Origin of the sequence: Krasilnikoviella flava (assembly GCF_900167525.1) — a bacterium.
GTDB classification, from domain to species: Bacteria; Actinomycetota; Actinomycetes; order Actinomycetales; family Cellulomonadaceae; genus Isoptericola; species Isoptericola flavus.
This window is the reverse complement of the sequence record NZ_FUZQ01000004.1, coordinates 313701-337744: the sequence shown is the minus strand read 5'-3', so window position 1 is coordinate 337744 and position 24044 is coordinate 313701. Positions and strand designations below refer to the sequence as shown.

Below are 24044 nucleotides of genomic sequence, written 5' to 3'. Positions count from 1 at the left end.
CGGGCGGCTCAGCCCGTCTTGCGCTGCGGTGACGACGACTTCGCGGCCGCCTTCTTCGCGGGCGCGGCCTTCTTCGCCGGTGCCTTCTTCTTCGCGGGAGCCTTCTCCGTCGCCGGCGCCTTCGCCGCCGACTTCTTCGGCGCGGACTTCGTCGCCGGGGACTTCGCGGACCCGGACCGCTTCGCCGGTGCCGACTCGTCGGACGCGCCCTTCGCGCCGGCCTTCGAGCCCCCGACGCTGCGCCGCAGCGCCTCCATGAGGTCGATGACCTCGGCGTCCCCCTTCTCCTCCTGCTCGCCGAAGGTCTCGGAGGTGTCGAGCGCGTCGCCCTGCTCGATCTTGGCGTCGATGAGCTGGCGCAGCTGCACCTGGTACTCGTCCTCGTACTCCTCGGGCGCGAAGTCCGCCTCGTAGCTGGCGACGAGCTGGCCCGACATCGCCAGCTCCTTGTCCGAGACGTTCACCGAGCCGTCCAGCGACGGGAACGCCGCCTCGCGCACCTCGTCGGCCCACAGCAGGGTCTGCATCACCAGCACCTCGTCGCGCACCCGCATCGCCGCCAGCCGGGTGCGCTGGCGCAGCGCGAACTTCACGATCGCCGTGCGGTCCGTCTCCTCCAGGGTGCGGCGCAGCAGCACGTAGGCCTTCGGGCTCTTCGAGTCCGGCTCCAGGTAATAGGTGCGGTCGAGCATGATCGGGTCGATCTGGTCGCTCGGCACGAACTCGACGACCTCGATCTCCCGGTTCGCCTCCGCCGGCAGCGCGGCGAAGTCGTCCTTGGTGAGCACCACGGTGCGTTCGCCGTCGTCATACGCGCGGTCGATGTGCTGGTAGGCCACCTCCTCGCCGTCCAGCTCGCACACGCGCTTGTAGCGGATGCGCCCGCCGTCCTCGTCGTGCACCTGGTGCAACGGCACGTCGTGGTCCTCGGTCGCGCTGTACAGCTTGATCGGCACGTTGACGAGACCGAACGTCACGGCGCCCTTCCAGATCGCCCTCATGTGACCATCGTCACGCGACCTGCGGATACGCGCCAGCGCCCGGCGTCGCGGATCCCGCGCTCGACCGCCGCGCCGTCGTCAGCCGCGACGTCAGCCGACGAGGCCGAGCACTCCCACGACGCCGACGAGCACGGCCAGGACCATCGAGACGCCCACCAGCACGGCGTGCACGGTGAAGAAGCGGGTGGGGCGGCCGGCGGCGTCGCGCGCTCGCGGGTCCTTGGTCACCCGACGCCAGAACGACGGCCACACCGCCAGGTTCCACAGGGCGGCGACGAGCAGGACGACGGACCAGACGACGGGAATCTCCACGGCGTCGAGTATGCCCCGGGCCGCGGGCCGCCCTGCACCGCTCAGGCCAGCAGGCCCGTCTGCAGGGCGAGCAGCACGGCCCGGGTACGGTCCTTGGCGCCGAGCTTGAGCAGCACGTTCGAGACATGATTCTTCACCGTGCCCTCGGCCAGGTAGAGCGCGTCCGCGATCTCCCGGTTCGACCACCCCTGGGCCATGAGCCGCAGCACCTCCCGCTCGCGCTCCGTGAGGTCGGCCGGAGCCACGTCGGCGGGCGCGGGCCCCGACCGGACCGCGCGCAGGAGCCGGGCCGTGACCGCGGGCTGCACCAGCGTCGCGCCGTCGGCGAGAGTCCGCACCGCGCCCGCGAGCTGCTCGAGCGTCACGTCCTTGAGCAGGTAGCCGCGCGCCCCGGCCTGCAGCGCGCGCAGGACGAGCGCGTCGTCGTCGAAGGTGGTCAGCACGAGCACGGCGACGTCGAGGCCGTTCGCCTGCAGCGTCTCCAGCGCCCAGATCCCGTCGCGGCCGGGCATCCGCAGGTCCAGCAGGAGGACGTCGGGCTCGTGCTCCAGCACCGCCGCGACGGCCGCCGCGCCGTCGTCCGCCTCGGCGACGACGTCGATGCCCCCGGCGATCTCCAGGAGGCTGCGGATGCCGTGCCGCACCAGGGTCTGGTCGTCGGCGAGCACGAGGCGCACCCGCTGCGGCGCCTCGGCGGCGCCCGCGTCCGCGCCCACGCTCACGACCCCCGTCACGACGCCACCCGCCCGGCGAGCCGCGCCTCGACCGTGAACCCCGCCGACGCGTCGAACGTCGCGCCGCCACCGAGGGCCTCGGCACGCTCCACGATGCCGGCCAGCCCGTGACCGAGCCGCACCGGCCCGGAGGTGAGGCCGTCGTCGCGGGCCAGGAACGTCAGCACGCCGTCCTCGCCCGTGCCGACCTCGATGCGCAGCACCGTGGCCATCTCGGCGTGCCGGACCGCGTTGGTCACGACCTCCTGGGTGACACGCACCAGGGCCGCCGTCTGCTCCTCGTCCGCGACGACGTCGTCGGCGACGGAGACCTCGACCCGCGGGGACGGCACGGCGGCGGCGACCGTGTCGAGGGCCGCGCGCAGGTCGGGGGCGCGACGACGGAGCTCGCCGACGGTGGCCCGCACGTCGCCCAGCAGCGCGCGGGCCACCGCGCGGGCACGCTCGACGTGCGCGGCCCCGCGCTCGCCGGGCAGGTGCGCGGCGGACTCCAGCTCGAGCGTGAGCACGGTGAGCTGGTGCCCGATGAGGTCGTGCAGCTCGCGCGAGATGCGCAGCCGCTCGGACGCCCGGGTCGCCTCCTGGTCCCGCACGGCCGCGGCCGCCAGCTCGGCGTGCGCGACGGTGAGCTCGGTGCGCATGCGCTGCTCGCGCTGCAGCGCGATGCTCACGGCGGCGCTCGCCACCTGGAGCAGCAGGTACAGCCCCAGCGACAGCACGATCTCGAAGGCGCGCGCCTGCCCGGGCGCGAGCAGGAAGGCGACGAGCAAGGCCGCCGTGTTGATCACGACCACGGCGACGACCACCCGCGTCGGCCCCACGTACGTGCTCAGCGCGGCGCCGAAGACCAGCAGGATCGGCAGCCAGCCGATCCCCGGCACCGTGACGACGAGGGCCGCGGTGAGCAGGGTCTGGGCCGCGAGCGCCACGTAGGCGGCACGGGTGCGGGGCGGCTGCAGGACGGCGACGGCGGTCGCGGCGAACCAGGCGACCGCCAGCAGCAGCCAGACTGCGAGGGGCACCAGCATCCGGTCCGGCTCGGCCACGAACGGTACGGGCACGACGACGGCCAGGCAGACGACGAGGATCGTCAGCCCGGACATCTCCTCGGGTCCCAGCCGGCGCACGGACACCACGCTAACGGGCCGCACCGCGTCGCGACCCGTGCCGGAAGTCACGGGTACGGGTCGTGACCGGCGGCACGCGCGGCGGCGTGGGCCGCGTCCCTAGCGTCGTCGGCATGACCGCACTCGTGGCGCAGCACCTGCGCAAGACGTACCGCTCCCGGGGTCGCGGCCGCCCGCCGGTGGTCGCCCTCGACGACGTGAGCCTGACGGTGGGGCCCGGCGAGGTGGCCGGCGTGCTCGGCCGCAACGGCGCCGGCAAGTCCACGACGGTGGAGCTCCTGGCCGGTGCACGCACCCCGGACTCCGGGCAGGTCCGCGTGCTCGGCCTCGACCCGCGCACGGACCGCGGGCGGGTGCGCGGCGTCCTCGGGGTGCAGCTGCAGGGCGCGTCCCTGCACGGCGCGCTGACCGTGCGCGAGCTGGTGCGCCTGTACCGGTCGTTCTACGCCCGCGGCCTCGACCCCGACCGGCTCGTCGAGCGGGTGGGCCTCGGCTCGTCACGCGACACCCGTTTCGAGAAGCTGTCGGGCGGCCAGCAGCAGCGCGTCTCGATCGCGCTCGCCCTCGTGGGCGCACCGCGCGCCGTCATCCTCGACGAGCTCACCACCGGGCTGGACCCCGAGGCGCGGCGCACCATGTGGGCGCTGGTCGAGGACCTGCGCGCCGACGGCGTCACCGTGCTGCTGGTGAGCCACCTCATGGAGGAGGTGGAGCGGCTGTGCGACCACGTGACGATCCTCGACGCCGGACGCGTCGTCTCGCGCGGCACCGCCGCCCAGCTCGTCGAACGGGCGGGGCTGCGGCCCACCGTCACCCTGCGGACCGACGATCCCACCGCGGCCGACCTCCTGGCGCGGCTGGCCGCCGTCGAACGCGTCGACGCGGCGGGGCCGCGGCTCACCGTCACCGGCGCCTCGTCCGGGCCGCAGGACCCGCGGCACGGCGACCTGCTGCACGAGGTGGGGGCGGCCCTGGCGGCGGCGGGCGTCGTCGCGACCGAGACGCAGCTGCGCCGCCCCACCCTCGACGACGCGTTCCTCACCCTCACCGGAAGCCCTCTGGAGGCAGCATGACCGCCCAGCGCACCATCCGTGACCACGGGTCCCGCGACGACCTGCCCGGCGTGCTGGAGCTGCCGGAGCCGGGCGCGCCCCCACGCGCGGTGCGGCCGGGTGCCGGTGCCTGGCTCGCACTCACCGTCGCCGAGGCCCGGATGGTGGCCCGCGACACCGCGGGGCTCGTGATCCCGCTCGGCATGCCGCTGCTCATCCTGGTGATGAACGGGCTGGCCCCGGGCCTGGACCAGGTCGTCCCGGGGACCGGCGGGCGCACGGCGCTGGACGTCTCCGTGATCCCGCTGACGTTGACGATGGTGGTCGCCACGGTCGGGGTGATCAACATGCCGAGCTTCCTCGCCTACTACCGCCGCACCGGCGTCCTGAGGCGCCTCGGTGTCACCCCCGCGTCCCCGGCGATGGTGCTCGGTGCGCAGGCCTTCGTCGGGGTGGCGCAGATCCTGCTCGGCATCGCCCTCGCGCTCGGCGTCGCGTTCGTGTGGTTGGGCGCCTCGCCGCCGGCCGACCCGTGGGTGGCAGCGGGCGTGCTGGCGCTGGCGATCGCCGCGATGTACGCGGTCGGGATGCTCGTGGCCGCCGTCGCGCCGACGCCGGGGTCGGCGGTGGCGATCGGCCTCGTCGCCTTCTTCGCGCTCGCCGCGCTCGGCGGGATGTTCGGGTCCCGCGAGAACCTGCCCGACGCGCTCGCCACCCTGGGCGGCTGGCTCCCGTTCGGCGCCGCCGTCGACGCGCTCGGCGGGGCGTGGGCGGGGCTGGCGGTGCCCCTGCCCGCCCTGGTCGGGCTCGGCGCGGGCACCGTCGTCGCGGGCGGCGCGGCCGCCGTCTGGTTCCGCTGGGACTGAGGAGGCCGGGCGGCGTTCTCGCCGCCCGGCCCCGTGGCTCAGAGGCCGGCGGCGTCCAGCTTCGCGGTGAGCTCCGCGTCCGTGGGCTCGACGAAGAAGTCGCCGTCGGGGAACACGACCACCGGGATGTTCTTGCGACCGCTGATCGACTCGGCGTCGTCGGCCCGGGTCGGGTCGGCCACGAGGTCCACGTTCACGTACTCCACGCCGCGGGAGTCGAGCACGCGCTTGGCGCGTCGGCAGTCGCCGCACCACGTCGCCCCGTACATCGTGAGGGTGGCGGGGCGGCGGAGGTCGGTCGTGGTGGTGTCGGTCATGGCCAGCACCATACCCCCCAGGGGTGAGGGTTACGGAATCCCGGGGGCCGGGGGGCTCAGTGCACCGAGAAGCCGCCGTCCACGTGCAGCGCCTGGCCGGTGACGTAGGCCGAGGCGCTGCTGGCCAGGAAGACGGCGGCGCCCGTGAAGTCCTCGGCAAGCCCGTTGCGGCCCACCATCGTGCGGGCCGCGAGCGCCTCGACCCGCGCAGGGTCGGACTGCAGGCGCGCGTTGAGCGGCGTGAGCACGAAGCCCGGCACCAGCGTGTTCGCGGTGACCCCGCGACCCGACCATGCCTCGGCCTGCGACCGCGCGAGCGACTCGAGCCCGCCCTTGGACACCCCGTAGACGCCCGACTGCACGAACGCCCGGTGCGCCTGCTGGGAGGACACGTGGATCAGGCGGCCGAAGCCGCGCTCCGCCATCCCGGGCCCGAACCGCTGCCCCAGCAGGTACGGCGCCTCGAGGTTGACCGCCATCGTCGCGTCCCAGGTGGCGTCGTCCGTCTCGCCCAGCGGCGGGCGCAGGTTGATGCCCGCGGAGCTGACCACGACGTCGGGCTCGCCGAAGACCGCGGCCGCGGCGTCCGCCGCCGCTCGCACGCCGTCCCGCGTGCCGAGGTCCGCGCTCACGCGGTCGGCGGTGCACCCGTCCGCGCGCAGCTCCGCGACCGTGTCGTCCAGCTCGGCCTCCCGGCGGGCCAGCACGACGACGCGCGCCCCGGCGTGGGCGAGCGCCCCGGCGATCGCCCGGCCGATGCCGGAGCTGCCCCCGGTCACCAGTGCGACCCGGCCGTCGAGGGAGAACAGGGAGGACAGGTACGCGTCGGTCACGCGGACACTGTGCCACGAGACGGCGTGCCGCCCGCGTATCGAGACGCCACCTCGATGGAGCGATCCTCCGGGTCGTCGAACTGGCCGGTCCTTGACCACGCGACGAGGGCTCGCGCAGGGCAGGGGCGCCAGGATCGAGACGGTCAGAAACCACCGCATGAGGGATCGATCAGCGTCGGGTCCTGGGCGTTTCGAGACCTCGATGGCTGCCGAGGGCCTTGCGGACGTGCGGCGCGACGTCTTCGGCGAAGCGCGTGATGGTGTCGTGGTCGTCGACGAAGAGGTTGAGGCCGCTGACGGCGTGGTCTGTGGCGAGCTTGATGAGCTGGTCTGCCCAGATCCGGTCGTGTCCGGAGGGTGGCGCGGAGATGTTGTAGAGGCGGCGGATCTTGGAGGGGTCGCGCCCAGCCGCACGGGCCGCGGCGTCGATGCGGGCGTTGGCGGCGTCGAGCCCGCTCGGAGGGATCCGGGTGGCCGAGGGGATCCAGCCGTCGCCGGTTCGGCCGACGAGTCTCAGCATCCGTGGTCCGACGGCCCCGATCCACAGTCCGATCGGGTGCGGGTGGGGTGGGCCGGGTGTCGCGTCGTGGAGCGCGTGGTGGCGGCCGTCGAGGGTGACGGGCGGCCCTGGCGTGGTGAGGCTGCGGATGACGTGGACGGCTTCGGCGAAGGCGTCGATCCGCTCACCGATGGGGAGGTCGGGTCCGCCTTCGCTGTGGATGGCGTCGCCGTGGCCGCCGGCGCCGAGGCCGAGCTCGACGCGGCCGCCGCTCAGAGCGTCGAGAGACGCGGCGGCGCGGGCGAGCCCGGCGGGCGGCCGTAGCGGGAGGTTGGCGACGTTCGGCATGACAGTGATGCTGTGCGTGCGGGCGGCGATCCAGGCGAGCAGGGTCCAGGCGTCCAGGAACCGTGGGTGGTACTGATGGTCCGAGACGCTGACGAGATCGAGCCCGGCATGCTCGGCATGGATGGCGAGGTCGACGGTTCGTGCGGGGTCGGTGGCGTCAGGGGTGAGGATGACGCCGAACAGGGGGTCGTGTCCGTAGCCGGTCATCGCCTGGCCTTTCGGGTCCCGCCGAGGAGGCCGGCAAGGGCCGCGAGCACGAGCGAGATCGCGGAGACGGCGAAGGCGATGGTGTAGCCGGCGGGGTCGGGGTGGCCGGTGCTGGTCAGGTGGGCGGTGACGATGGCGGCGGCGGTCTGGGCGCCGATCGCGCCACCGATGGTGCGGACGATGGTGTTCACACCGGTGGCTTCCCCGGTCTCGTGTGGTTCGACGGCGGCGACGACCACGTTGGCAAGGACCGAGAAGGCAAGGCCGATGCCGATGCCGATGATCCCGGCGCCGGTGGCGATCGCCCAGCCTTGGTCGAGGCCGATCGCCAGGAGGCCGAAGCCGACGGCGCTGATGAGGCAGGCGATCACGAGGGTGGTGGTGTAGCCGATGCGAGGGCCGAGGCGTCCGGCGACAGGTCCGGCGAACAACATGGTCACGGCCATCGGCAGCAGATAGAGGCCGGACGAGGTGACCGTGGCGCCGAATCCGTAGCCGGCGCTGACGGGGGTCTGCACGAGTTGCGGGACGAGGGTGAATGCTCCGTACATTCCGAATCCGATGATGAGCGCGGTCAGGTTTGCTGCGGCGACGGGGCGTCGGCGCAGCACGCCGAGGTTCATCAGCGGCGCGGGTACGCGCCGCTCGAGGAGCACGAACACGATGAACGCGACCACCGCGAGGACGATGAGCTGCATGGTCGCGAGGGCTCCCCAGGTGCGGGCCTGGCTGATGCCGAGCAGCAGCGCGACGAGCGCGACCGACAGCACCGTGGCACCTGCCCAGTCGATCTGGCCTGCGCCTGCGTGGCGGGCGGCGGGTATGAACGCGAGGACGGCGGCGGCCGCGACGGCGACCAGAATCAGGGAGACCCAGAACAGCGACGGCCAGCCGAATGCGTCGATGAGTGGGCCCGGTGCGACCAGGCCCACGCCGAACCCGATGCCGAACGCCGCGCTGATCGTGCCGATCACTACCGGCACCCGCTCCTTGGTGAACAGCTCCCGCACCAGCCCGAACGCGAGCGGGAAGGTGCCGGCGCCCAGACCCTGGACTGCGCGGGCGGCGATGAGCAGGCCGAGCGATTCGGACAGGGCCGCCAGCAGCGAGCCGGCGGCGAGGATGCCAAGGCTGACAAGCAGCAGCCGCTTGCGGCCGAAGATGTCACCCAGCCGTCCCAGGATCACGGTGCCGACGGACGAGGCGACCAGGAACGCGCTGATCAGCCATGACGCGCCGCCGGTATCAGCATGCAGGTCGCGTTCCAGTGCCGGCAGCGCCGGGACGATGAGGGTTTGCAGCAGGGAGAACGACAAGACCGCCAGCAGCAGCGCCGCGAAGGCGCCGCCGGTCGATCGGGACGGGTGGACGGACCGGGATGACATGGAGGCATCATTACATGACGACACGATTACGTCACGGTACGATGAGGACCATGACGTCTGTACGGCCCCCGACCCTGCTGAGCCTGCCCTCCTACCTGGCCGGTCACGTCTCCCGGATCGGGAATCGGACCCTGGTCGAGGAGCTGACGGGGCACGGGCTGCGGCTGCCGCACTTCGCGGTGCTCGCGGGGCTGCACGACTTCGGACCGATCGCTCAACATGAGCTCGCTGATCGACTCGGACTGAACCGGAGCCACCTCGTCGGTTACCTCGACCATCTCGAACAGGACGGCTACACCACCCGCTCACGCGATGCCGACGACCGGCGTCGCCTGTTCGTGAAGCTCACCCCCTCCGGCACCCGGCTCGCCGACGAGCTCGTCGCGACCGCGCAGGCCGTCGAGCGCGGGCAGCTCGATTCACTGAACACCGAGGAACTGGCAACGCTGACACGGCTGTTGCGGCGCGTCCTCGAGGATGACGATGCTGCGGCAGCACGGCCCGAGGCGAACGGGCGCCGCCCCTGAACCGACGCGATGACCGCCGGACAGGGGACCCGAGGCTCCTGTGGCGAGCGCTCCCCGGCGTGACGCGACCGAGCCCTTGACCGCCCAGGGCACGCGTCAGACCGTCGTCACGACGGGGCCGACGAGGGGTCGGTCCTGGGGATACGGACGCCAGCCGTGCGGAGCTTGGGATCGAAGAGCGCGGACAGCCGCAGCATGGCCGGTGTCAGGCTGTCACCGTGCCCGGCGATCATGGCGTACCGAGCCGCAGCGTCGGTCCCTGCCTGCATGCTGCAGGGCATGTTCGAACTGGTTCAGGAAGTCGTCGAAGCCTCCGGGCACCAGGGCCCGGGCCAGCACGAGCCTGAGCAGATCGCATGATCCGTACCGCCGGTAGGGCCGATCACTGTTCGCGTCTGCTCACGCGCGCCCGCTGCCGAACACCGCATGGAGGAGTCGTTGCTGGGCGGCCTGGAATGCCGCGGCGACGGTGAGGTTCGCGTCGTCCACGCAGTTCAGGGCGGCGGTCAACGTCCGGGACCCGTCAGGCAGGGCGTACATGAGCGCCGCGTGGCCGACCGAGGCGCCGTTGTGGGAGATCACGGTGGCGCCGTCGTCGGTGGTCACCACGAACACGCCGAGGCCGTAGCCCATGTGCGGGATGCCGGTCTCGCGCGGGGTGAACATCTCGTCGCGCAGGTGGTCGGGGAGCAGCTCTCCGCTGGTGAGCGCGGCGATGAAGGTGCTCAGATCCTCGGTTGTCGAGATCATGTCGCCGCCGGCGGAGATCCATGAAGGATTCTGACGGGTGACGTCGACCGTGCACGCCTCGCCGTCTTCGTCGTACCGGTAGTAGGCGTGGGCGTGCGGTTCGGCGATCTCCGCGCCGGTCGGAACCACGGTGTGCGACATGCCGAGCGGGGTCAGGATCAGCCGCTGCAGCTCCTCGGTGATGGTGCGGCCGGTGATCTGCTCGATGAGCAGGCGGGCCAGGACGTAGTTGGTGTTGGAGTAGCTCCAGCCTGTTCCGGGTTCGAACCGTGCGGGCTTGGACAGGGCGAGCTCGACCAGCTCTTCCGGGCGAAACGTCGTGAACCGGTTGTCGAGCCACTCTCGGCCGTGAGGGCCGTACGGCATGGGGATGCCGAGCACCATCGAGCCGTCCTCGTAGACCTCACCGGTGAAGTTGAACAGGCCGCTGGTGTGCTGGAGCAGCATCCGGACCGTGATCCGCCGGTCGATACCGATCTTGGGCAGGTGGTGGGCCACAAGGTCGTCCAGGCCGACCTTGCCCTCGGCCACGAGCTGCAGCACGAGCGTGGCGGTGAAGGTCTTGGTGTTGCTGCCGATCCGGACGTGGCCGTCGGCGGGCGGCTTCGCGGCTCCGCCCAGTTCGGCCGCACCGGCGCTACCGACCCACACGCCCTGCTCGTCCTGGACGCGAACCGACAGGCCGATGATGCCGGGATCGACGACCGACTCGATCGTCTGCTGAAAGTGATCGGCAGTCTGGCCGGTAACGGTGGTGGTCATGGTGGCTCGCTCCTTCTCAAAGCGGTCGGTTCCTTGGGGCGATCAACGCCGATGCGGTCACCATTCACCTTGACCTTGGGTCAAGGTCAAACGTGATGCCCATCACAGGTTCCCGGCGCAGCCAAGGCCTCTCGGCGACCGGTCCCGGTCTCGGGCCGGGCCGGGCCGGGCCGGGCCGGGCCGGGCCGGGCCGGGCCGACCCTAGGGTGCACACATGTCCACAACTCCATTCGCTAGCTATGACGCCTTCGCGGACTGGTATGACAACTGGTTGGGCGACGGCATCTCCCTGGGCGACGACCCCTTCGCGCTGCCCTTGCTCGAGCTCATCGGTCCCGTCACCGGCCTGCGCGTCTGTGACCTGGCCTGTGGGCAAGGACGGATGACCCGACACCTCGCCGACCAAGGTGCCACCGTGGTCGGTATCGACGCGTCGAGAAGGATGCTCGAGATCGCCGGCACCTACCCGACCCCAGCGTCCGTGACGTACCGGTGCGACGACGCGCACGCTTTGGGAAGCTGTGCCGAAGCCGAGTTCGATGGGGTGCTGTGCAATATGGCGTTGATGGACATCGCAGACCTGGACGCCGCCTTCACCAGCGCCGCGCGGGTCCTTCGCCCCGGCGGATGGTTCGGGTTCTCCGCGTTCCACCCGTGCTTCAACACACCGTTGAGCGACCAGGTGCTGGACGAGGCGGGCCGAACTCACCGCACTGTCACTGGGTACTACACCGAGGGCTACTGGAAGTCCGACCTGCGCAACGGCCCGCCCGGCAAGATCGGGGCCTACCACCGCACCCTGGCCACGTTCCTCAATGGTCTGACCCGAGCGGGGTTCGACCTGGCGAAGGTCCTCGAGATCCCCGCCCCGACACCGTCCCCGCCCGAAGTCCCGTTCGTGATCGCGGTCGTAGCCACGCGCAGGTAGGCCCCACACGGAGGAGGTCCATCGTCGGGGCTGTCGGTGGATCTTCCCGCCCCGAGGTCGGCCCCGGAGGCTCCGATAGCCTCGAGCGATGGCAGACGACGACGTCCGGATCGTGTGGCGCAAGTTCGACGGCAGCCTGCACTGGCACCACCCCATGACACGCCTCGGCCAGGACGAGTTCGGTGTGTGGCTCGGCGCGCCGGCCGGGACGGTCTACACCCGGGGCGAGCGGGACCTGGTCGTGACCGTCGAGGACGACCGGGTGGTGCTCTTCCCCCGCGACGGGTGGTGGACGGCCGAGTTCCAGGCGGCACCGGCGCGGCTGGACGCGTACTGCGACGTCGCTACCCCGGCGGTGTGGTCGGCCGGCGAGGTCACGATGGTCGACCTGGACCTCGACGTCTGCCGCGTCCGGGAGGACATGTCCGTCTACGTCGACGACGAGGACGAGTTCGCCGTCCACCAGGTGCGGTACGGCTACCCGGCCGACGTCGTCGAGAAGGCGGAGGCGGCGGCCGTCTGGCTGACCGCAGCCCTGCGCGACGGCGTCGAGCCGTTCGGCAGCCACTACCGTTCCTGGCTCGACCGGCTCTCCGTGGTCGCCGGGGCCGCGAACCTTCGGCCGGCCTGACTCGTCGGGGTCGGCGAGCTGGTCGCGTCACTCGTCGCCCAGGACCAGGTGGACCTCCGGCAGATCCTCGCGCGACGTGGCACGCGGTGGCCCCGCTGCTGGCGAACGACCACACGGTGGTGTGGCCACGACGTGCGGGGCTGCGAGGGGCTCTGCCGCACGACGCACCCGACCGCGCCCCGTCCAGCAAGCGGGCGATGGCGCGGGACGTCGTCGGCCTGATGGACGCCTTGGGCACGACCGCTTCGCCGTGGTGGGCCACGACCGCAGGGCTCCCGGAGCGGTGGCTGCGGCCCTACGGGAGTTCCTCACCGAGACGTGACCGGGGTTCGCCCGCCTGCGAGCGCGCCGGCGACCCCGCCCGAGCCTCAGCCCTCCACCGCCGCCGACAACCACAGGAGCCACGCGAGCTCGACCCGGTTGCGCACGCCCGCACGGTCGATCGCCGCGCTCACGTAGGCCTTGACCGTGGACTCTGCCAGGTGGAGCTGCCCGGCGATCTCGGCGTTGGTGGCGCCCTCCGCCAGCGCCGCGACGACGTCACGTTCGCGCGGGGTCAGGGCACCGAGTCGTCGTGCGGCGTCCGCACCGGCCTGGCGCCGGGCACGGCCTCGCCTGAGCTCGGCGGCTGCCATGTGTGCGACGCCGGGCGAGAGGTAGGTCTCGGCGTCGGACCGCCCGTGAACCGCACGCAGCAGGTCGTGGGGGTCGCCCGACTTGAGGAGGAACCCGTCCACGCCCAGCTCGATGGCCTCACGGACGTACTCGGACTCCCCGAAGCTGGTCAGGATCAGCACCCGGGGGGTGTCCGGTCGGGCCCGGAGCAGGCGGAGGGTGGCGATGCCGTCCAGGACCGGCATGCGCACGTCCAGGACGACGACCTCCGTGGCCCAGCGGTCGAGCAGTGCCAGCGCCTCCCGGCCGTCGCCCGCCTCGCCGACGACGGAGATGCTCGGGTCGCTGGCCAGGATCTCGCGCAGGGTCTGCCGGACCCGGGGGTCGTCGTCGACGATGGCGACCCGGACGGCGCGGGCCTCGGCGGCAGCGGTCGTCACAGGAGTCACAGGAGCGGCATCTCACTCAGGTCGGTCACTCGCACGACGGTGCCGCCGTCCGTGCACACCTCGAGCGTGGCCATCGCGAGCGGCACGTTGCCGTCGGTGTACTGCCGGCACTCCCATCCGGGCCCGGGTCCCGGCGCGCGGGCGAGCCGGACCGGCGCTTCCCGCACGGGCAGGTGCTCCGCCGCCTCGGCGGCGGGCATACCGACCCGGACGGCGACCGCGTCCACCGGTTCGACGGTGGCGTCGTGCGACGCCCACGCCCAGTAGGCGGCCCCACCCAGCAGCACCAGGACCGCGGGAAGCACGAGCGGCCCGACGAGCGCCACGAACGGCCGGCGTGCGCGGGAGGTCTCGGGAGCGGCCCCAGAGGCGACCTCAGGCTCCGGCTCGAGCGTGGCGCGCACAGGCAGCCGCGCGACCACCCGGTGCCCGTCGGCGCCCGTGTCCACCTGCCAGGTCCCACCGATCGCCTGGACACGGCGGCGCAGGGACTCCAGGCCACCGCCCCGCCGGTCGTCGCGGTCGACGGCGGGCGAGGGATCGCCGGACCCGTGGGTCCGGACCTCGAGGGTCACCACGTCGTCCGCGCGCCGGACCACGACGGTCACCGCGTCGCCGGGTGCGTGCCGGGCCGAGTTCGTCAGTGCCTCGAGCACCACCCGGTGCGCGGTGACGCGCGTCGCCACCGACGCCCGGGTCAGCACGTCCGGGTCGCCGACGAGGTGCACGTCCGCGCCCGCGCGTCGGAACCGCTCGATCACCGCGGCGACGTCTGCCTCAGCCGGATCGGTCCAGGGCGTGCGGTGCAGCGTGGCCACCGTCTCGTGCAGCATCACGACGGCCCGCTCCGCGTCGCTGCGCACCTGGCCGGCGAGCACCGACTCGTCCCCGGTGGTGCGGAGCTGCAGCAGGGCGGCCCGCATCCCGATCACGCTCAGCTCGTGGCCGACCAGGTCGTGCACCTCGTCGGCGAGCTGCCGGCGTTCGGCGAGTCGGCGCGCCACCTCCCGCTCCCGCCGGTAGCGATCCCGGAGGTCGCGGTAGCGGACCACGCCGTACAGAGCGGTCCCACCGACCAGCAGGGCGAGCTCGCCGAACGCGAGCAGGATCCAGCTCCGGGACTGCCACGCCAACGCGCCCACGACGACCTGGGCTGCGACCAGGAGCACCGGCAGCCAGCGTGCTGCACCCGACTGAGCCATGGGGACGAGGTTAGGCGTCACGCCGCTCGACGCTCACCACGGCCGCGCCCACGCTCGCGACGACCCAGGCGAGGAGCACCAGCAGGGCCGCCCACCGGGCGTACGGGTCACCGGTGCCGGAGACGAGCGCGCTGCCCGCCACCCCCGGGAACACCTTGCCCGTCGCCGCGGGGGCCGCCAGGGTGAGGACCAGCAGCACGAAGGCCACGCTCAGCGCGGCCACCCCGCTCCGCGTGAGGAACCCGAGGGCCACGGCGACCATCGCGGCGCACGCGAACACGCCCGCCGTCATGACGGCCGCCTCCGCCGCCGGGACCGTGGCCCGTGGCGCGTCCCCCAGGGCGAGCTCCGTCGCCGCGACGCACAGGGGGCCGGTCAGCAGGCCGGTGAGCCCGCCGAGGACCCCCGCGACGGCGGCCTTGGTGAGCACCACCACCCACCGGCGCGGGTGGGACAGGAACGTGGTGGCGATCTGGCCGCTGGCGTACTCGGGAGTCACGAGCTGGAGGGCCGCCAGGACGACGACCATCTGCGCGAACATGACGGACGACGCCAGGATCTCCGCGACGGGCACCAGGGTGCCGACGGGGATCTCCCCGGTCTGCATCGCGCGGACCTGGTCGTTCGCCAGGGTGAACGCCGTGCCCGCGGCGAGCAGCACCGCCCCCGCCAGGCAGGCGGCCGGCGCGCGCACCGACCACGCCTTCCCCCACTCCGAGCGGATCAGAGCGACCAGGGCCGACGACGTGGCTCCCACCTCGATGGTGGCGTTCCGCCCGGACATCAGCGGGCCTCCACGCTGTCGACCTGCTGACCCCGGTCGCCGACCAGCGTCAGGTACCCCGCCTCGAGGTCCGCCGTCTCCCGCGCCAGGTGCAGCACCGTGAGATCGGCGCCGCGCGCCGCGAGCCCCACCTCCCGCTCGGACGCGCCGGTGACCCGCCACGCCCCGTCGTCGCACTGGTCGTCAACGGGCCGGATCGCGGCGTCGGGCAGCAGCGCCCGCAGCCGATCGTCCGCGCCGTGCTCCGCCGTCCGCAGCACCACCTCGTCACGAGCCCGACCCGCGAGCTCGGCGACCGTCGTGTCGGCGAGCAGGCGCCCGCCTCCGAGCACGACGACCCGGTCCGCCACCAGCTGCACCTCGCTCATCAGGTGGCTGGAGATCAGCACGGTGCGTCCCTGGTCGGCGAGCAGGCGCAACAGCTCCCGGATCCACCGGACGCCGTCGGTGTCCAGCCCGTTCACGGGCTCGTCCAGGACGAGGGCCGCCGGGTCGCCCAGCAGGGCGCCGGCGAGGCCCAGACGTTGACCCATGCCCAGGGAGAAGCCTCCCGCCGCGCGGTGCGCGACGTCTGCGAGCCCGGTCAGCTCCAGCACCTCGTCGACGCGCGCCCGCGCCAGGCCGTGGGTCAGCGCCACGCTCCTCAGGTGGGCACGGGCCGAACGACGGCGGTGCACCGGACGGCCGCCCAGGTGGGTGCCGATCACCCGCAGCGGCCAGCGCAGGTCCCGGTAGCGATGGCCGGCCACGGTCGCGGACCCGCTGGTGGGACGGTCGAGACCCACCAGCAGCCGCATGAGCGTCGACTTGCCCGCCCCGTTGGGCCCGAGGAGCCCGGTCACCGTCCCCTCCTCGACGCGGAACGAGACGTGGTCCAGTGCCGTCACCGGCCCATAGCGTTTGCTGATCTCTGCGAACTGAAGCATGGGCACCACGATGACGGGCCCGCTCTGGCGCCCGGTACCGACGAAAGTACGGAACGCCGGCCGGCGCGCCCGGTCGTCGATGCGCACAGGACCGACGCGCGCGACGATGGCCGCATGGCACGCACCTCGTCGAGCAAGCCGCAGACCGTCACGGTCGACGACCGACGCCTGCAGCTGACCAACCTCGACAAGGTCTACTACCCCGCGACGGGGACGACGAAGGGCGAGGTGCTGCAGTACCTCGCCCAGGTCGCGCCCGCGCTGCTGCGGCACGCGTCCCACCGGCCCGCGACGCGCAAGCGCTGGCCGGACGGCGTCGCGGGGCAGATGTTCTTCCAGAAGAACCTGGACGCGTCCACGCCGTCTTGGGTGCCGCGGCGCTCCATCCGGCACCGCACGTCGACCAACGACTACGTGCTCGTCAACGACCTGGCCACGCTCACGTGGCTGGGGCAGACGGCCACCCTCGAGATCCACGTGCCGCAGTGGCGGTTCGGCCGCACGGGCACGCCCCTGCCGCCGGACCGGCTGGTGCTCGACCTCGACCCCGGGCCGGGCGCGGGCCTGGCCGAGTGTGCCGAGGTGGCGCGCCTGGCCCGCGACATCCTGCGCGGCATGGACCTCGAACCGCTGCCCGTGACCAGCGGCTCCAAGGGGATCCACCTGTACGCGGCGCTCACCGGTCACGACGAGTCGCTCACCGCCGACGCCGTCTCGGCCGTGGCGCACGAGCTCGCGCGGCACCTGGAGTCCGAGCACCCCGACCTGGTCGTCAGCGACATGAAGAAGTCGCTGCGCGCGGGCAAGGTGCTCGTGGACTGGTCGCAGAACAACGGCGCGAAGACGACGATCGCGCCGTACTCGCTGCGCGGGCGCGACGAGCCCACGGTCGCCGCGCCGCGCAGCTGGGCCGAGCTCGAGGACCCGGGCCTGCGCCAGCTCTCGTTCACGGAGGTCGTCGAGCGGCTGGAGCGCGACGGCGACCTGCTGGAGCCGCTCGCCGCCGGGCACCTGGCGCAGCTGGAGCCCACCCCCGAGCGGATGGCCACTTTCGAGCGCACCCCGGCCGAGAAGCTCGAGACCTACCGCGCCAAGCGCGACCCCGACAGGACCCCGGAGCCGTTCGGGGCACCGGACGTCGAGCCTGTCGAGACCCGGGTCTCGACAGGCTCGACCAACGGTGGCCCCACGTTCGTCATCCAGGAGCACCACGCCCGCCGCCTGCACTGGGACTTCCGGCTGGAGCACGAGGGCGTGCTCGTGAGCTGGGCGCTGCCGCGGGGCGAGCCCACCGACCCGAAGCAGAACCACCTCGCGGTGCAGACGGAGGACCACCCGCTCGAGTACGGGTCGTTCGAGGGCAGCATCCCCGCCGGCGAGTACGGCGGCGGCGAGGTGACGATCTGGGACGCCGGCACGTACGACCTCGAGAAGTGGCGCGAGGGCGAGGTGATCGCCACGCTCCACAGCGACCGGCGCGGCTCGCGGCGCCTCGCGCTCATCCGCACCGGCGGGCGCGGCGGCGACGACGAGAACTCGTGGCTCATCCACCGCACCAAGGCCCAGCCCGGCGACGAGGCGGGCGGCGACTCCGGCGACGGTGACGGTGACGGTGACGGTGACGACGACGGCGCGCCCCCGGGACGCCGCGAGCGCCCGACGCCCGCCGCACCCGCCGCGGCACCGCGACCGATGCTCGCCACCACCGCGCCGGCGGGCGAGCTGGCCCGGCTCGACCCGGAGGACTGGTCGTTCGAGGTCAAGTGGGACGGCTTCCGCGCGGTGGTGGAGGTGCTGCAGGTGAGCTCGGACGGCGATGACGAGCGCACGGTGCGGCTCACGTCCCGCTCGGGGCAGGACCTCACGGTGACGTTCCCGGAGCTGCAGGCGCTCGGGGACATGGTGTCGGGTGACGACCTGCCGCTGGCGCTGGACGGCGAGATCGTCGCCCTCGACGCGGACGGCCGCCCGTCGTTCCGCCGCCTGCAGCAGCGTGCGAACCTCACCAGGCCGCGCGACGTCGAGAAGGCGCGCCGCGGGGTCGGGGTCGACCTCGTGCTGTTCGACGCGCTGGTCGTGGGCGGGCGGGCGCTGACAGGCCGGCCGTACACCGAGCGCCGCGCGGAGCTGGCGCGGGTCGTGGACCCGCGGCGCCCGGTGCACGTACCGGACCCGCTGGAGGGCACGCTCGACGAGGCTCTGGAGACGAGCCGCCTCATGCGGCTCGAGGGGGTGGTGGCCAAGCGGCGCGGGTCGCAGTACACGCCGGGCCACCGGTCGCGCGACTGGCTGAAGATCAAGCACGCCCGCACCCAGGAGGTGGTCGTCGTGGGCTGGCGGCCGCTCCACGCGGGCACCGGCCGCGAGGACGCGCGCGTGGCCGGGTCGCTGCTGCTGGCCGTGCCCGACGACGGCGGCGTGCTGCGCTACGTCGGCAAGGTCGGCACGGGCTTCAAGGAGGCGGACCGGCGGGACGTGGTCCGCCGGCTGCGGCCCGTGGACGACGCCCCGCTGGCCGGGGTGCCCCGCGCGGAGGCCGTGCACGCGCGGTGGGCCGCGCCGGAGCGCGTGGCCGAGGTGACCTACGGCGACTGGACGAGCGACCCCGCCGACCTGGGCGCGGCGGACGAGGTCGGCGACGAGGGCCCACGGCTGCGGCACTCGGTGTGGCGCGGCTGGCGCGAGGACAAGCGCCCAGGGGACGTCGTCGTCGAACGCTAGGAGAGGCGGGCCTCAGCGCACGGTCTGCCCGCGCAGCGCGTGCGCGACGGCCGCTGCGCGGGAGTCGACGCCGAGCTTCGCGTACACGTGCGCGAGGTGGGTCTTGACGGTGGCCTCGGAGATGAACAGCCGTCGGCCGAGCTCCCGGTTGCTGAGGCCCTGCGCGAGCAGGGTGAGCAGCTCCGCCTCGCGCGGGGTCAGGGCGCTGCCCGGGTTCTGCGCCTGCTGCATCAGCCGGGACGCGACCGGTGGGGACAGCACGCTGCGGCCGACGACGGCGCCGCGCACGGCGGCGAAGATCTCGGCGGGCGGCGCGTCCTTGAGCACGTAGCCGATGGCGCCGGCGTCCACGACGCGCACCACGTCCGCGTCGGTGTCGTAGGCGCTGAACACGAGCACGGGCACGCCCGGGTGGGCGGCACGGATGCGGCGGGTGGCGGCCACGCCGTCCTCCTCGGCGCCGAGCTCGAGGTCCATGACGACGAGCGCCGGAGCCAGGCTCCCGACGGCGTCGAGGGCCTCGACCGCCGAGCCCGCCTCGCCCACCACGGTGAGGTCCGGCTGGGAGTCGAGCAGGGCGCGCAGCCCGGCACGCACGACGTGGTGGTCGTCCACGAGCAGGACGGTGATCCGGTCGCTCATGCGTCCTCCTTGGTCCCGTGCCGCGGCGGCGAGGTGGTCCCCGGTACCGGCAGCTGCACCCCGACCACGGTCCCCTCCCCCGGCCCGCTCTCCACGGTGATCGTGCCACCGAGCTGCTCGACCCGCTGGCGCATGGCCCGCAGCCCGAACCCGCCGTCGGGGCCCACGGCCCGCGACGCGACCCCGGCGACGTCGAACCCGCGGCCGTCGTCGAACACGTCGAGCGCGACGGCCTCGGGCAGGTACGTGAGGGTGAGACCGAGCCGCGCCGGGCCGGCGTGCCGGTGCACGTTGGCGACGGCGCTCTGCGCGATGCGCGCGAGGGCGTGCGCCGTCTCGGCTCCCACGGGCACCGGGTCGCCCACCACGGTGAGCTCCGCGGCGGGGACGTGGCGACGCGCCGCCGTCCGGATCGCGGCCCCGAGGTCGGCCGGCGCCACCCCGCCGGCTGCCGGGGACGGGTCCACCAGGTCGTGCACGAGGTCGCGCGTCTGGCCGAGGCTGGCGCGCACGGCGACCGCGGCCTGGCGGGCGTCGTCGCGCGCGGCGCCCGGCTCGGCGTCCCAGCGCTGGTCGGCGGCCTCGAGGCGCAGCACCGCCGACGAGAGGGACTGGGCGACGGTGTCGTGGATCTCCCGCGCCATACGCTCGCGCTCCGCCAGCACGGCGACCTCGCGCTGCAGCCGCACCCGCTCGCCGGCCTGCCGGACGATCGCGTCGTACGCGAGGCTGAGCAGCACGGCCACGACCAGCGGCGCGACGGCGGCCGCCCAGTCGCTGCGTCCGGACAGGCCGAAGAGCGCGACACCGGTCACCACCGCGACGGCGCCGACCAGGACGTGCGCCGCGGGCGCCGGCACGAGGGTGCGGCAGACGAAGAACAGCGGGATCGCAGACCACGCGAAGCTCGGCGCGACGAGGACGAGCACGCCCCAGGCGAGGAGCAGGACTCCCAGCACGACGCGTCGTGCCGTCGGGCGGGGCCGCCGCGCGAGCACCACGAGCGCCGCGTACGCGGCGGCCACCACCGCGACGAGCACGATGACCAGCCACCACCGGCCGTCCAGGCCGTGGTGGGTGAGGTAGCGCGCGGCCGACGTCGCGACGAGGGCCGCGAAGGCGAGGTGGACGCCGCGCGTGAGGGATCCGGGCACGGACAGCCACGCTAGCCGGGCGCGACCGGTCCGCACCTCCACCGTTCGGATGAGACCGCGCGCCCCGGAGGTCCGATGCGTCGGCGGCACTCCGCCGACGAGCCTGGAGTCATGACCGACCGTCGACGTGACCGCCGGGGCGAGCCGTCAGCCCCGGCGCTCCGTCGCCGCGGTCCGGCTGGTGCCGAGGTGCTCGCGCGCGACCCGGGCCGCCGCTTCCTCGTCCCCGTCGCGGACGGCCGCCAGCAGCCCGCGGTGCTCGTCCGCCATCGCCACGAGGTCCGTGTGCTGGCCCAGCAGCCAGCGGACACGGCTCGCCGTGACGCCGTGCAGCTCGGCCAGCACCGGGTTGCCCGCGGCGTCGACCACCCGCTCGTGGAAGTCCGCGCCCGCACGACGGGCGCCCGGGGCGTCGCCGGCCCTGGCCGCCGCGTCCTCCCGCTCCCACGCCTCGGCGAGCGCCTCGAGCTGCGCGGCGCTCCGGCGTCGCGCAGCCAGCCGGAACTGCAGCGGTTCGGTGGCCTCGCGCACCTCCTGCAGCTGGGCGACGTCCGCGTCGGAGAACTCCCGCACCACCGCCCACGTGCGGGGGCGCGGGGTCACGAGGCCCTCGGCGACGAGCGTGCGCAGCGCGTCCCGGACGGGGATGCGGCTCACCCCCAGCTCCGCCGCCAGGTCGCGCTCGACCAGCCGGCTTCCCGGCCTCCGCGTGCCGTCCACGATCTGCTCGCGGACGACGCGCGCCACCCGCACGGACTCGGGCTCGAACGCTGCCGAGAGCTCGGACGACATGCGCTCATCCTGCCAGCCACCCGGAGGACCAAATGGCATACCATCTGCCGGTGACCCTGCCCCGCCCCGCGCGCCGTCGGGCCCGCGCCGCCGGAGCGGTCGTGTCCGTCGCCACCCTGCTCGCCCTCGGTGCGTGCGCCGCGCCCGAGGCCCCCGCCGCGGCGGGCGGACCGGGCACGCCGGCCGCACCGACGCCGACGTCAACTCCGACACCGTCGCCGTCGCCGTCGCGAAAGCCCGAGCCTCCGCAGCTGCTGCTGGTCACGCAGGCCGCGCGCGACACCCTCGCGGTGGTCGACCCGACCGACCGCCGCGGCTCCGCCGTCGTCGACGAGATCGCCGTCGGCGCCGCGCCGTGGGACGTCGCGGTCGACGAGGGCTCCCGGCGCGCGTACGTCTCCACCGCGGAGGGCATCGCCGTCGTGGACCTCGGTACCCGTGAGCGCACCGACCTCTTCCCCTATGCGCACCAGCCCGACCGCGTCGCGTTCGGGGAGTACCGCCGCGGCGGGCTCGGCCTGGCCGTCTCCCCCGACGGCGGACGCGTGCACGTCGCGGTGAGCACCGGTGACGCCACGTTCCTCGAGACCCTCGACGCGGACAGCGGCGAGGTCGTCTCCTCCGTGCCCGTGGGCCTGCGCCCCTTCGACGTCCTCGTGAGCGACGACGGCGACGAGGTGTACACGGTGGACCACGACGGCTTCACCGTGACGGTCGTCGACCCCGAGCGCGAGCGCGCCCGCGCGATCGAGGTGGCGCCGTTCGGCCGCGAGGGCGGCCTGGCGTCGTTCGAGAAGCCGCACTACGCCGTGCTCGACGACGCGGGAGACCTGCTGCTGCCGTACCAGGGCCGGTTGCTCGCTCGCGTGGACCCCGCCACCGGCGTGGTCACGACCACCGAGCTGACGGCGGACTCCCACCAGCACGGGGTGGCCCGCGCCGACGACGGCACGCTGGTGATCGCCGGCAACGGCCCGTTCGGCAACGCCGGGTCGGGGCCGAGCATCGAGGTCGTCGGCCCGGACGGCACCGACGTCGTGCTCGCCACCGACCGGCGGCACGAGACTGTGGCCGTCTGGCGCGGCCGGGACGGGGAGACGTACGGCGTCCTCGCCGGCGGCTACACCCAGCAGGAGGCGTGGGACGGCGCCACCGTCATCCCGCTCGACGCGGCGCTCGACGGCGCCGACGAGAGCTACGAGATCACCATCCCCGGACGACCCCAGGCGGTCGTCCCTGTCAAGGAGGACCGTCCATGACCGACAGCGTGACCACCGCCAGCCCCGTCTCCGTGATCCGCGACGTGCGGCCCTGGGGCGGCGACCGCTCCGACATGCACGTCGCGGACGGCGTGATCACCGCCGTCGTGCCGCACGACGCGACAGCGGCCGCCCCTCCGGGCGGCGTCGACGGGCGGGGCCTGCTGGCGCTGCCCGGGCTGGTCAACGCCCACGCGCACATCGACAAGTCGTGGTGGGGCAAGCCGTGGGTGAGCTACGGCGGCGAGCCCGGCACGCAGGGCCGCATCGCGCACGAGCGCGCGCACCGCGACGAGCTCGGCATCCCCGGCGTGGAGGTCACGCTGGCCGTGCTGCGCGAGTCCGTGCGCACCGGCACGACGGCGGTGCGCACGCACGTGGACGTCGACCTCGGCGTCGGGCTGCGCGGCATCGAGGTCGTGCGCGAGGCGGTCGCCGCCCTCGGCGGCGCCGTGCACGCCGAGATCGTCGCGTTCCCGCAGGACGGCGTGCTGCGGCGCCCGGGCGTGCTGGACCTGCTCGACCGGGCCGCCGCGGCCGGGGCCGAGCACATCGGCGGCCTGGACCCGGCGTCGATCGATCGCGACCCGGTGGGCCAGCTCGACGGGCTGTTCGCGATCGCCGAGAAGCGCGGCGTCGGGATCGACGTGCACCTGCACGACGGGGGCGAGCTCGGCGTGTTCCAGATCGAGCTGATGATCGAGCGCACCCTGCGCGCGGGGCTGCAGGGCAAGGTCAACGTGGCGCACGGGTTCGCCGTCGGTCAGCTGTCCGGGTCGCGCCAGGCGGACCTGGTCGCGGCGATGGGCGAGGCCGGGATCACCATGACCACCGTGGCCCCGATCGGCGCCGCTCCCCTGCCGCTCCTCGCGCTGCGCGACGCCGGCGTGCCGGTCGGCCTGGGCACCGACGGCATCCGCGACCTGTGGTCCCCCTACGGCACCGGCGACCTGCTGACGCTCACCACGCAGCTCGCCCGCCTGTCGGGCCTCCGGCACGACGAGGACCTCGTCACCGCGGCACGGGTGGCGTCGTCCGACGCCGCGCGGTTCGTGGGGCGACCGGTGCACGACCTCGTGGCCGGCGCCCCGGCGGACGTCGTGCTCGTCGAGGCCCAGAACGTGCCCGACGCCGTGGTGCGCGCGCCGCGTCGGGCGCTCGTCGTCGCGGGCGGCCGGGTGGTCGCCCGCGACGGCGAGGTGCTGGTCTGACGCGGCTGAG

24 protein-coding genes are annotated in these 24044 nt (G+C 73.8%); 8 read left to right on the top strand and 16 right to left on the bottom strand.

Annotated elements, in window-relative coordinates:
• Positions 1 to 8: 8 nt before the first annotated feature.
• From ku to B5Y66_RS12470, 4 genes are all read right to left on the bottom strand, one after another.
• Positions 9 to 1001: a non-homologous end joining protein Ku gene (ku, locus tag B5Y66_RS12485; RefSeq protein WP_079574808.1), complete on the bottom strand. Its 993-nt coding sequence runs from the start codon at positions 999 to 1001 to the stop codon at positions 9 to 11.
• Positions 1002 to 1091: 90 nt separating this feature from the next.
• Complete coding sequence (locus B5Y66_RS12480; protein WP_079574807.1) at positions 1092 to 1313, bottom strand: SCO4848 family membrane protein; 222 nt, start codon at positions 1311 to 1313, stop codon at positions 1092 to 1094.
• A 41-nt stretch (positions 1314 to 1354) separates the two neighbouring features.
• Positions 1355 to 2047 (bottom strand): response regulator, encoded by a 693-nt coding sequence (locus B5Y66_RS12475; protein ID WP_245807087.1) that lies wholly within the window; start codon positions 2045 to 2047, stop codon positions 1355 to 1357.
• Positions 2044 to 3174: a sensor histidine kinase gene (locus B5Y66_RS12470; protein WP_079575029.1), complete on the bottom strand. Its 1131-nt coding sequence runs from the start codon at positions 3172 to 3174 to the stop codon at positions 2044 to 2046. The genes B5Y66_RS12475 and B5Y66_RS12470 overlap by 4 nt, the downstream gene beginning before the upstream one ends.
• A gap of 113 nt (positions 3175 to 3287) precedes the next feature.
• On the opposite strand from B5Y66_RS12470, the gene B5Y66_RS12465 reads away from it, so the two are divergent.
• A complete protein-coding gene (locus B5Y66_RS12465; RefSeq protein WP_079575028.1) occupies positions 3288 to 4247 on the top strand; it encodes an ABC transporter ATP-binding protein in 960 nt (319 codons plus the stop codon).
• The gene (locus B5Y66_RS12460) at positions 4244 to 5092 is read left to right on the top strand and encodes an ABC transporter permease (RefSeq protein WP_079574806.1); all 849 of its coding nucleotides are present in this window, start codon (positions 4244 to 4246) and stop codon (positions 5090 to 5092) included. Before B5Y66_RS12465 ends, B5Y66_RS12460 begins: the two co-directional genes overlap by 4 nt.
• Before the next feature lie 38 nt (positions 5093 to 5130).
• Here B5Y66_RS12460 and B5Y66_RS12455 read toward each other — a convergent pair whose 3' ends face one another.
• The 4 genes from B5Y66_RS12455 to B5Y66_RS12440 all read right to left on the bottom strand — a co-directional run bounded on the left by B5Y66_RS12455 (position 5131) and on the right by B5Y66_RS12440 (position 8681).
• On the bottom strand, positions 5131 to 5409 hold the full coding sequence (locus B5Y66_RS12455) for a glutaredoxin family protein (protein ID WP_079575027.1): 279 nt from the start codon (positions 5407 to 5409) through the stop codon (positions 5131 to 5133).
• Positions 5410 to 5465: 56 nt separating this feature from the next.
• On the bottom strand, positions 5466 to 6242 hold the full coding sequence (locus B5Y66_RS12450) for an SDR family NAD(P)-dependent oxidoreductase (protein WP_245807086.1): 777 nt from the start codon (positions 6240 to 6242) through the stop codon (positions 5466 to 5468).
• A 169-nt stretch (positions 6243 to 6411) separates the two neighbouring features.
• On the bottom strand, positions 6412 to 7296 hold the full coding sequence (locus B5Y66_RS12445) for an LLM class flavin-dependent oxidoreductase (RefSeq protein WP_079574804.1): 885 nt from the start codon (positions 7294 to 7296) through the stop codon (positions 6412 to 6414).
• A complete protein-coding gene (locus B5Y66_RS12440) occupies positions 7293 to 8681 on the bottom strand; it encodes an MFS transporter (RefSeq protein ID WP_079574803.1) in 1389 nt (462 codons plus the stop codon). Before B5Y66_RS12440 ends, B5Y66_RS12445 begins: the two co-directional genes overlap by 4 nt.
• Positions 8682 to 8731: 50 nt before the next feature.
• Here B5Y66_RS12440 and B5Y66_RS12435 point away from each other — a divergent pair, with 50 nt between their 5' ends.
• Positions 8732 to 9208: a MarR family winged helix-turn-helix transcriptional regulator gene (locus B5Y66_RS12435; RefSeq protein ID WP_079575026.1), complete on the top strand. Its 477-nt coding sequence runs from the start codon at positions 8732 to 8734 to the stop codon at positions 9206 to 9208.
• A 399-nt stretch (positions 9209 to 9607) separates the two neighbouring features.
• On the opposite strand, the gene B5Y66_RS12430 is transcribed toward B5Y66_RS12435, so the two are convergent.
• On the bottom strand, positions 9608 to 10720 hold the full coding sequence (locus B5Y66_RS12430; protein ID WP_079574802.1) for a serine hydrolase domain-containing protein: 1113 nt from the start codon (positions 10718 to 10720) through the stop codon (positions 9608 to 9610).
• Between the two features lie 214 nt (positions 10721 to 10934).
• Between B5Y66_RS12430 and B5Y66_RS12425 the strand changes: the two genes are divergently transcribed.
• Together B5Y66_RS12425 and B5Y66_RS12420 are read left to right on the top strand one after the other, a co-directional pair.
• Positions 10935 to 11648: a class I SAM-dependent methyltransferase gene (locus B5Y66_RS12425; protein ID WP_079574801.1), complete on the top strand. Its 714-nt coding sequence runs from the start codon at positions 10935 to 10937 to the stop codon at positions 11646 to 11648.
• 88 nt (positions 11649 to 11736) lie between these two features.
• Entirely contained in the window at positions 11737 to 12279 is a 543-nt protein-coding gene (locus tag B5Y66_RS12420; protein ID WP_079574800.1) for a DUF402 domain-containing protein, read from the top strand.
• A 368-nt stretch (positions 12280 to 12647) separates the two neighbouring features.
• Here the strand turns inward: B5Y66_RS12420 and B5Y66_RS12415 are convergent, their stop codons facing one another.
• Genes B5Y66_RS12415 through B5Y66_RS12400 form a run of 4 tightly spaced genes read right to left on the bottom strand, consistent with a single transcriptional unit; the run spans position 12648 to position 16255 of the window.
• The gene (locus tag B5Y66_RS12415; protein ID WP_079574799.1) at positions 12648 to 13334 is read right to left on the bottom strand and encodes a response regulator; all 687 of its coding nucleotides are present in this window, start codon (positions 13332 to 13334) and stop codon (positions 12648 to 12650) included.
• 5 nt (positions 13335 to 13339) lie between these two features.
• A complete protein-coding gene (locus B5Y66_RS12410; protein WP_079574798.1) occupies positions 13340 to 14545 on the bottom strand; it encodes a sensor histidine kinase in 1206 nt (401 codons plus the stop codon).
• Between the two features lie 10 nt (positions 14546 to 14555).
• On the bottom strand, positions 14556 to 15329 hold the full coding sequence (locus B5Y66_RS12405) for a hypothetical protein (protein ID WP_079574797.1): 774 nt from the start codon (positions 15327 to 15329) through the stop codon (positions 14556 to 14558).
• Positions 15329 to 16255, bottom strand: a complete 927-nt coding sequence (locus tag B5Y66_RS12400) for an ABC transporter ATP-binding protein (RefSeq protein WP_079575025.1) — start codon at positions 16253 to 16255, stop codon at positions 15329 to 15331. The genes B5Y66_RS12405 and B5Y66_RS12400 overlap by 1 nt, the downstream gene beginning before the upstream one ends.
• A gap of 114 nt (positions 16256 to 16369) precedes the next feature.
• On the opposite strand from B5Y66_RS12400, the gene B5Y66_RS12395 reads away from it, so the two are divergent.
• The gene (locus tag B5Y66_RS12395) at positions 16370 to 18976 is read left to right on the top strand and encodes an ATP-dependent DNA ligase (protein ID WP_079574796.1); all 2607 of its coding nucleotides are present in this window, start codon (positions 16370 to 16372) and stop codon (positions 18974 to 18976) included.
• Between the two features lie 12 nt (positions 18977 to 18988).
• Here the strand turns inward: B5Y66_RS12395 and B5Y66_RS12390 are convergent, their stop codons facing one another.
• The 3 genes from B5Y66_RS12390 to B5Y66_RS12380 form a co-directional block, all read right to left on the bottom strand.
• The gene (locus B5Y66_RS12390; protein ID WP_079574795.1) at positions 18989 to 19618 is read right to left on the bottom strand and encodes a response regulator; all 630 of its coding nucleotides are present in this window, start codon (positions 19616 to 19618) and stop codon (positions 18989 to 18991) included.
• A complete protein-coding gene (locus B5Y66_RS12385) occupies positions 19615 to 20772 on the bottom strand; it encodes a sensor histidine kinase (RefSeq protein WP_217700794.1) in 1158 nt (385 codons plus the stop codon). Before B5Y66_RS12385 ends, B5Y66_RS12390 begins: the two co-directional genes overlap by 4 nt.
• A 147-nt stretch (positions 20773 to 20919) precedes the next feature.
• A complete protein-coding gene (locus tag B5Y66_RS12380; protein ID WP_079574794.1) occupies positions 20920 to 21564 on the bottom strand; it encodes a GntR family transcriptional regulator in 645 nt (214 codons plus the stop codon).
• A gap of 50 nt (positions 21565 to 21614) precedes the next feature.
• Here B5Y66_RS12380 and B5Y66_RS12375 point away from each other — a divergent pair, with 50 nt between their 5' ends.
• The gene (locus B5Y66_RS12375) at positions 21615 to 22823 is read left to right on the top strand and encodes a YncE family protein (RefSeq protein WP_139820868.1); all 1209 of its coding nucleotides are present in this window, start codon (positions 21615 to 21617) and stop codon (positions 22821 to 22823) included.
• Positions 22820 to 24034 (top strand): amidohydrolase, encoded by a 1215-nt coding sequence (locus tag B5Y66_RS12370; protein ID WP_079574792.1) that lies wholly within the window; start codon positions 22820 to 22822, stop codon positions 24032 to 24034. Before B5Y66_RS12375 ends, B5Y66_RS12370 begins: the two co-directional genes overlap by 4 nt.
• Positions 24035 to 24044: the final 10 nt, after the last annotated feature.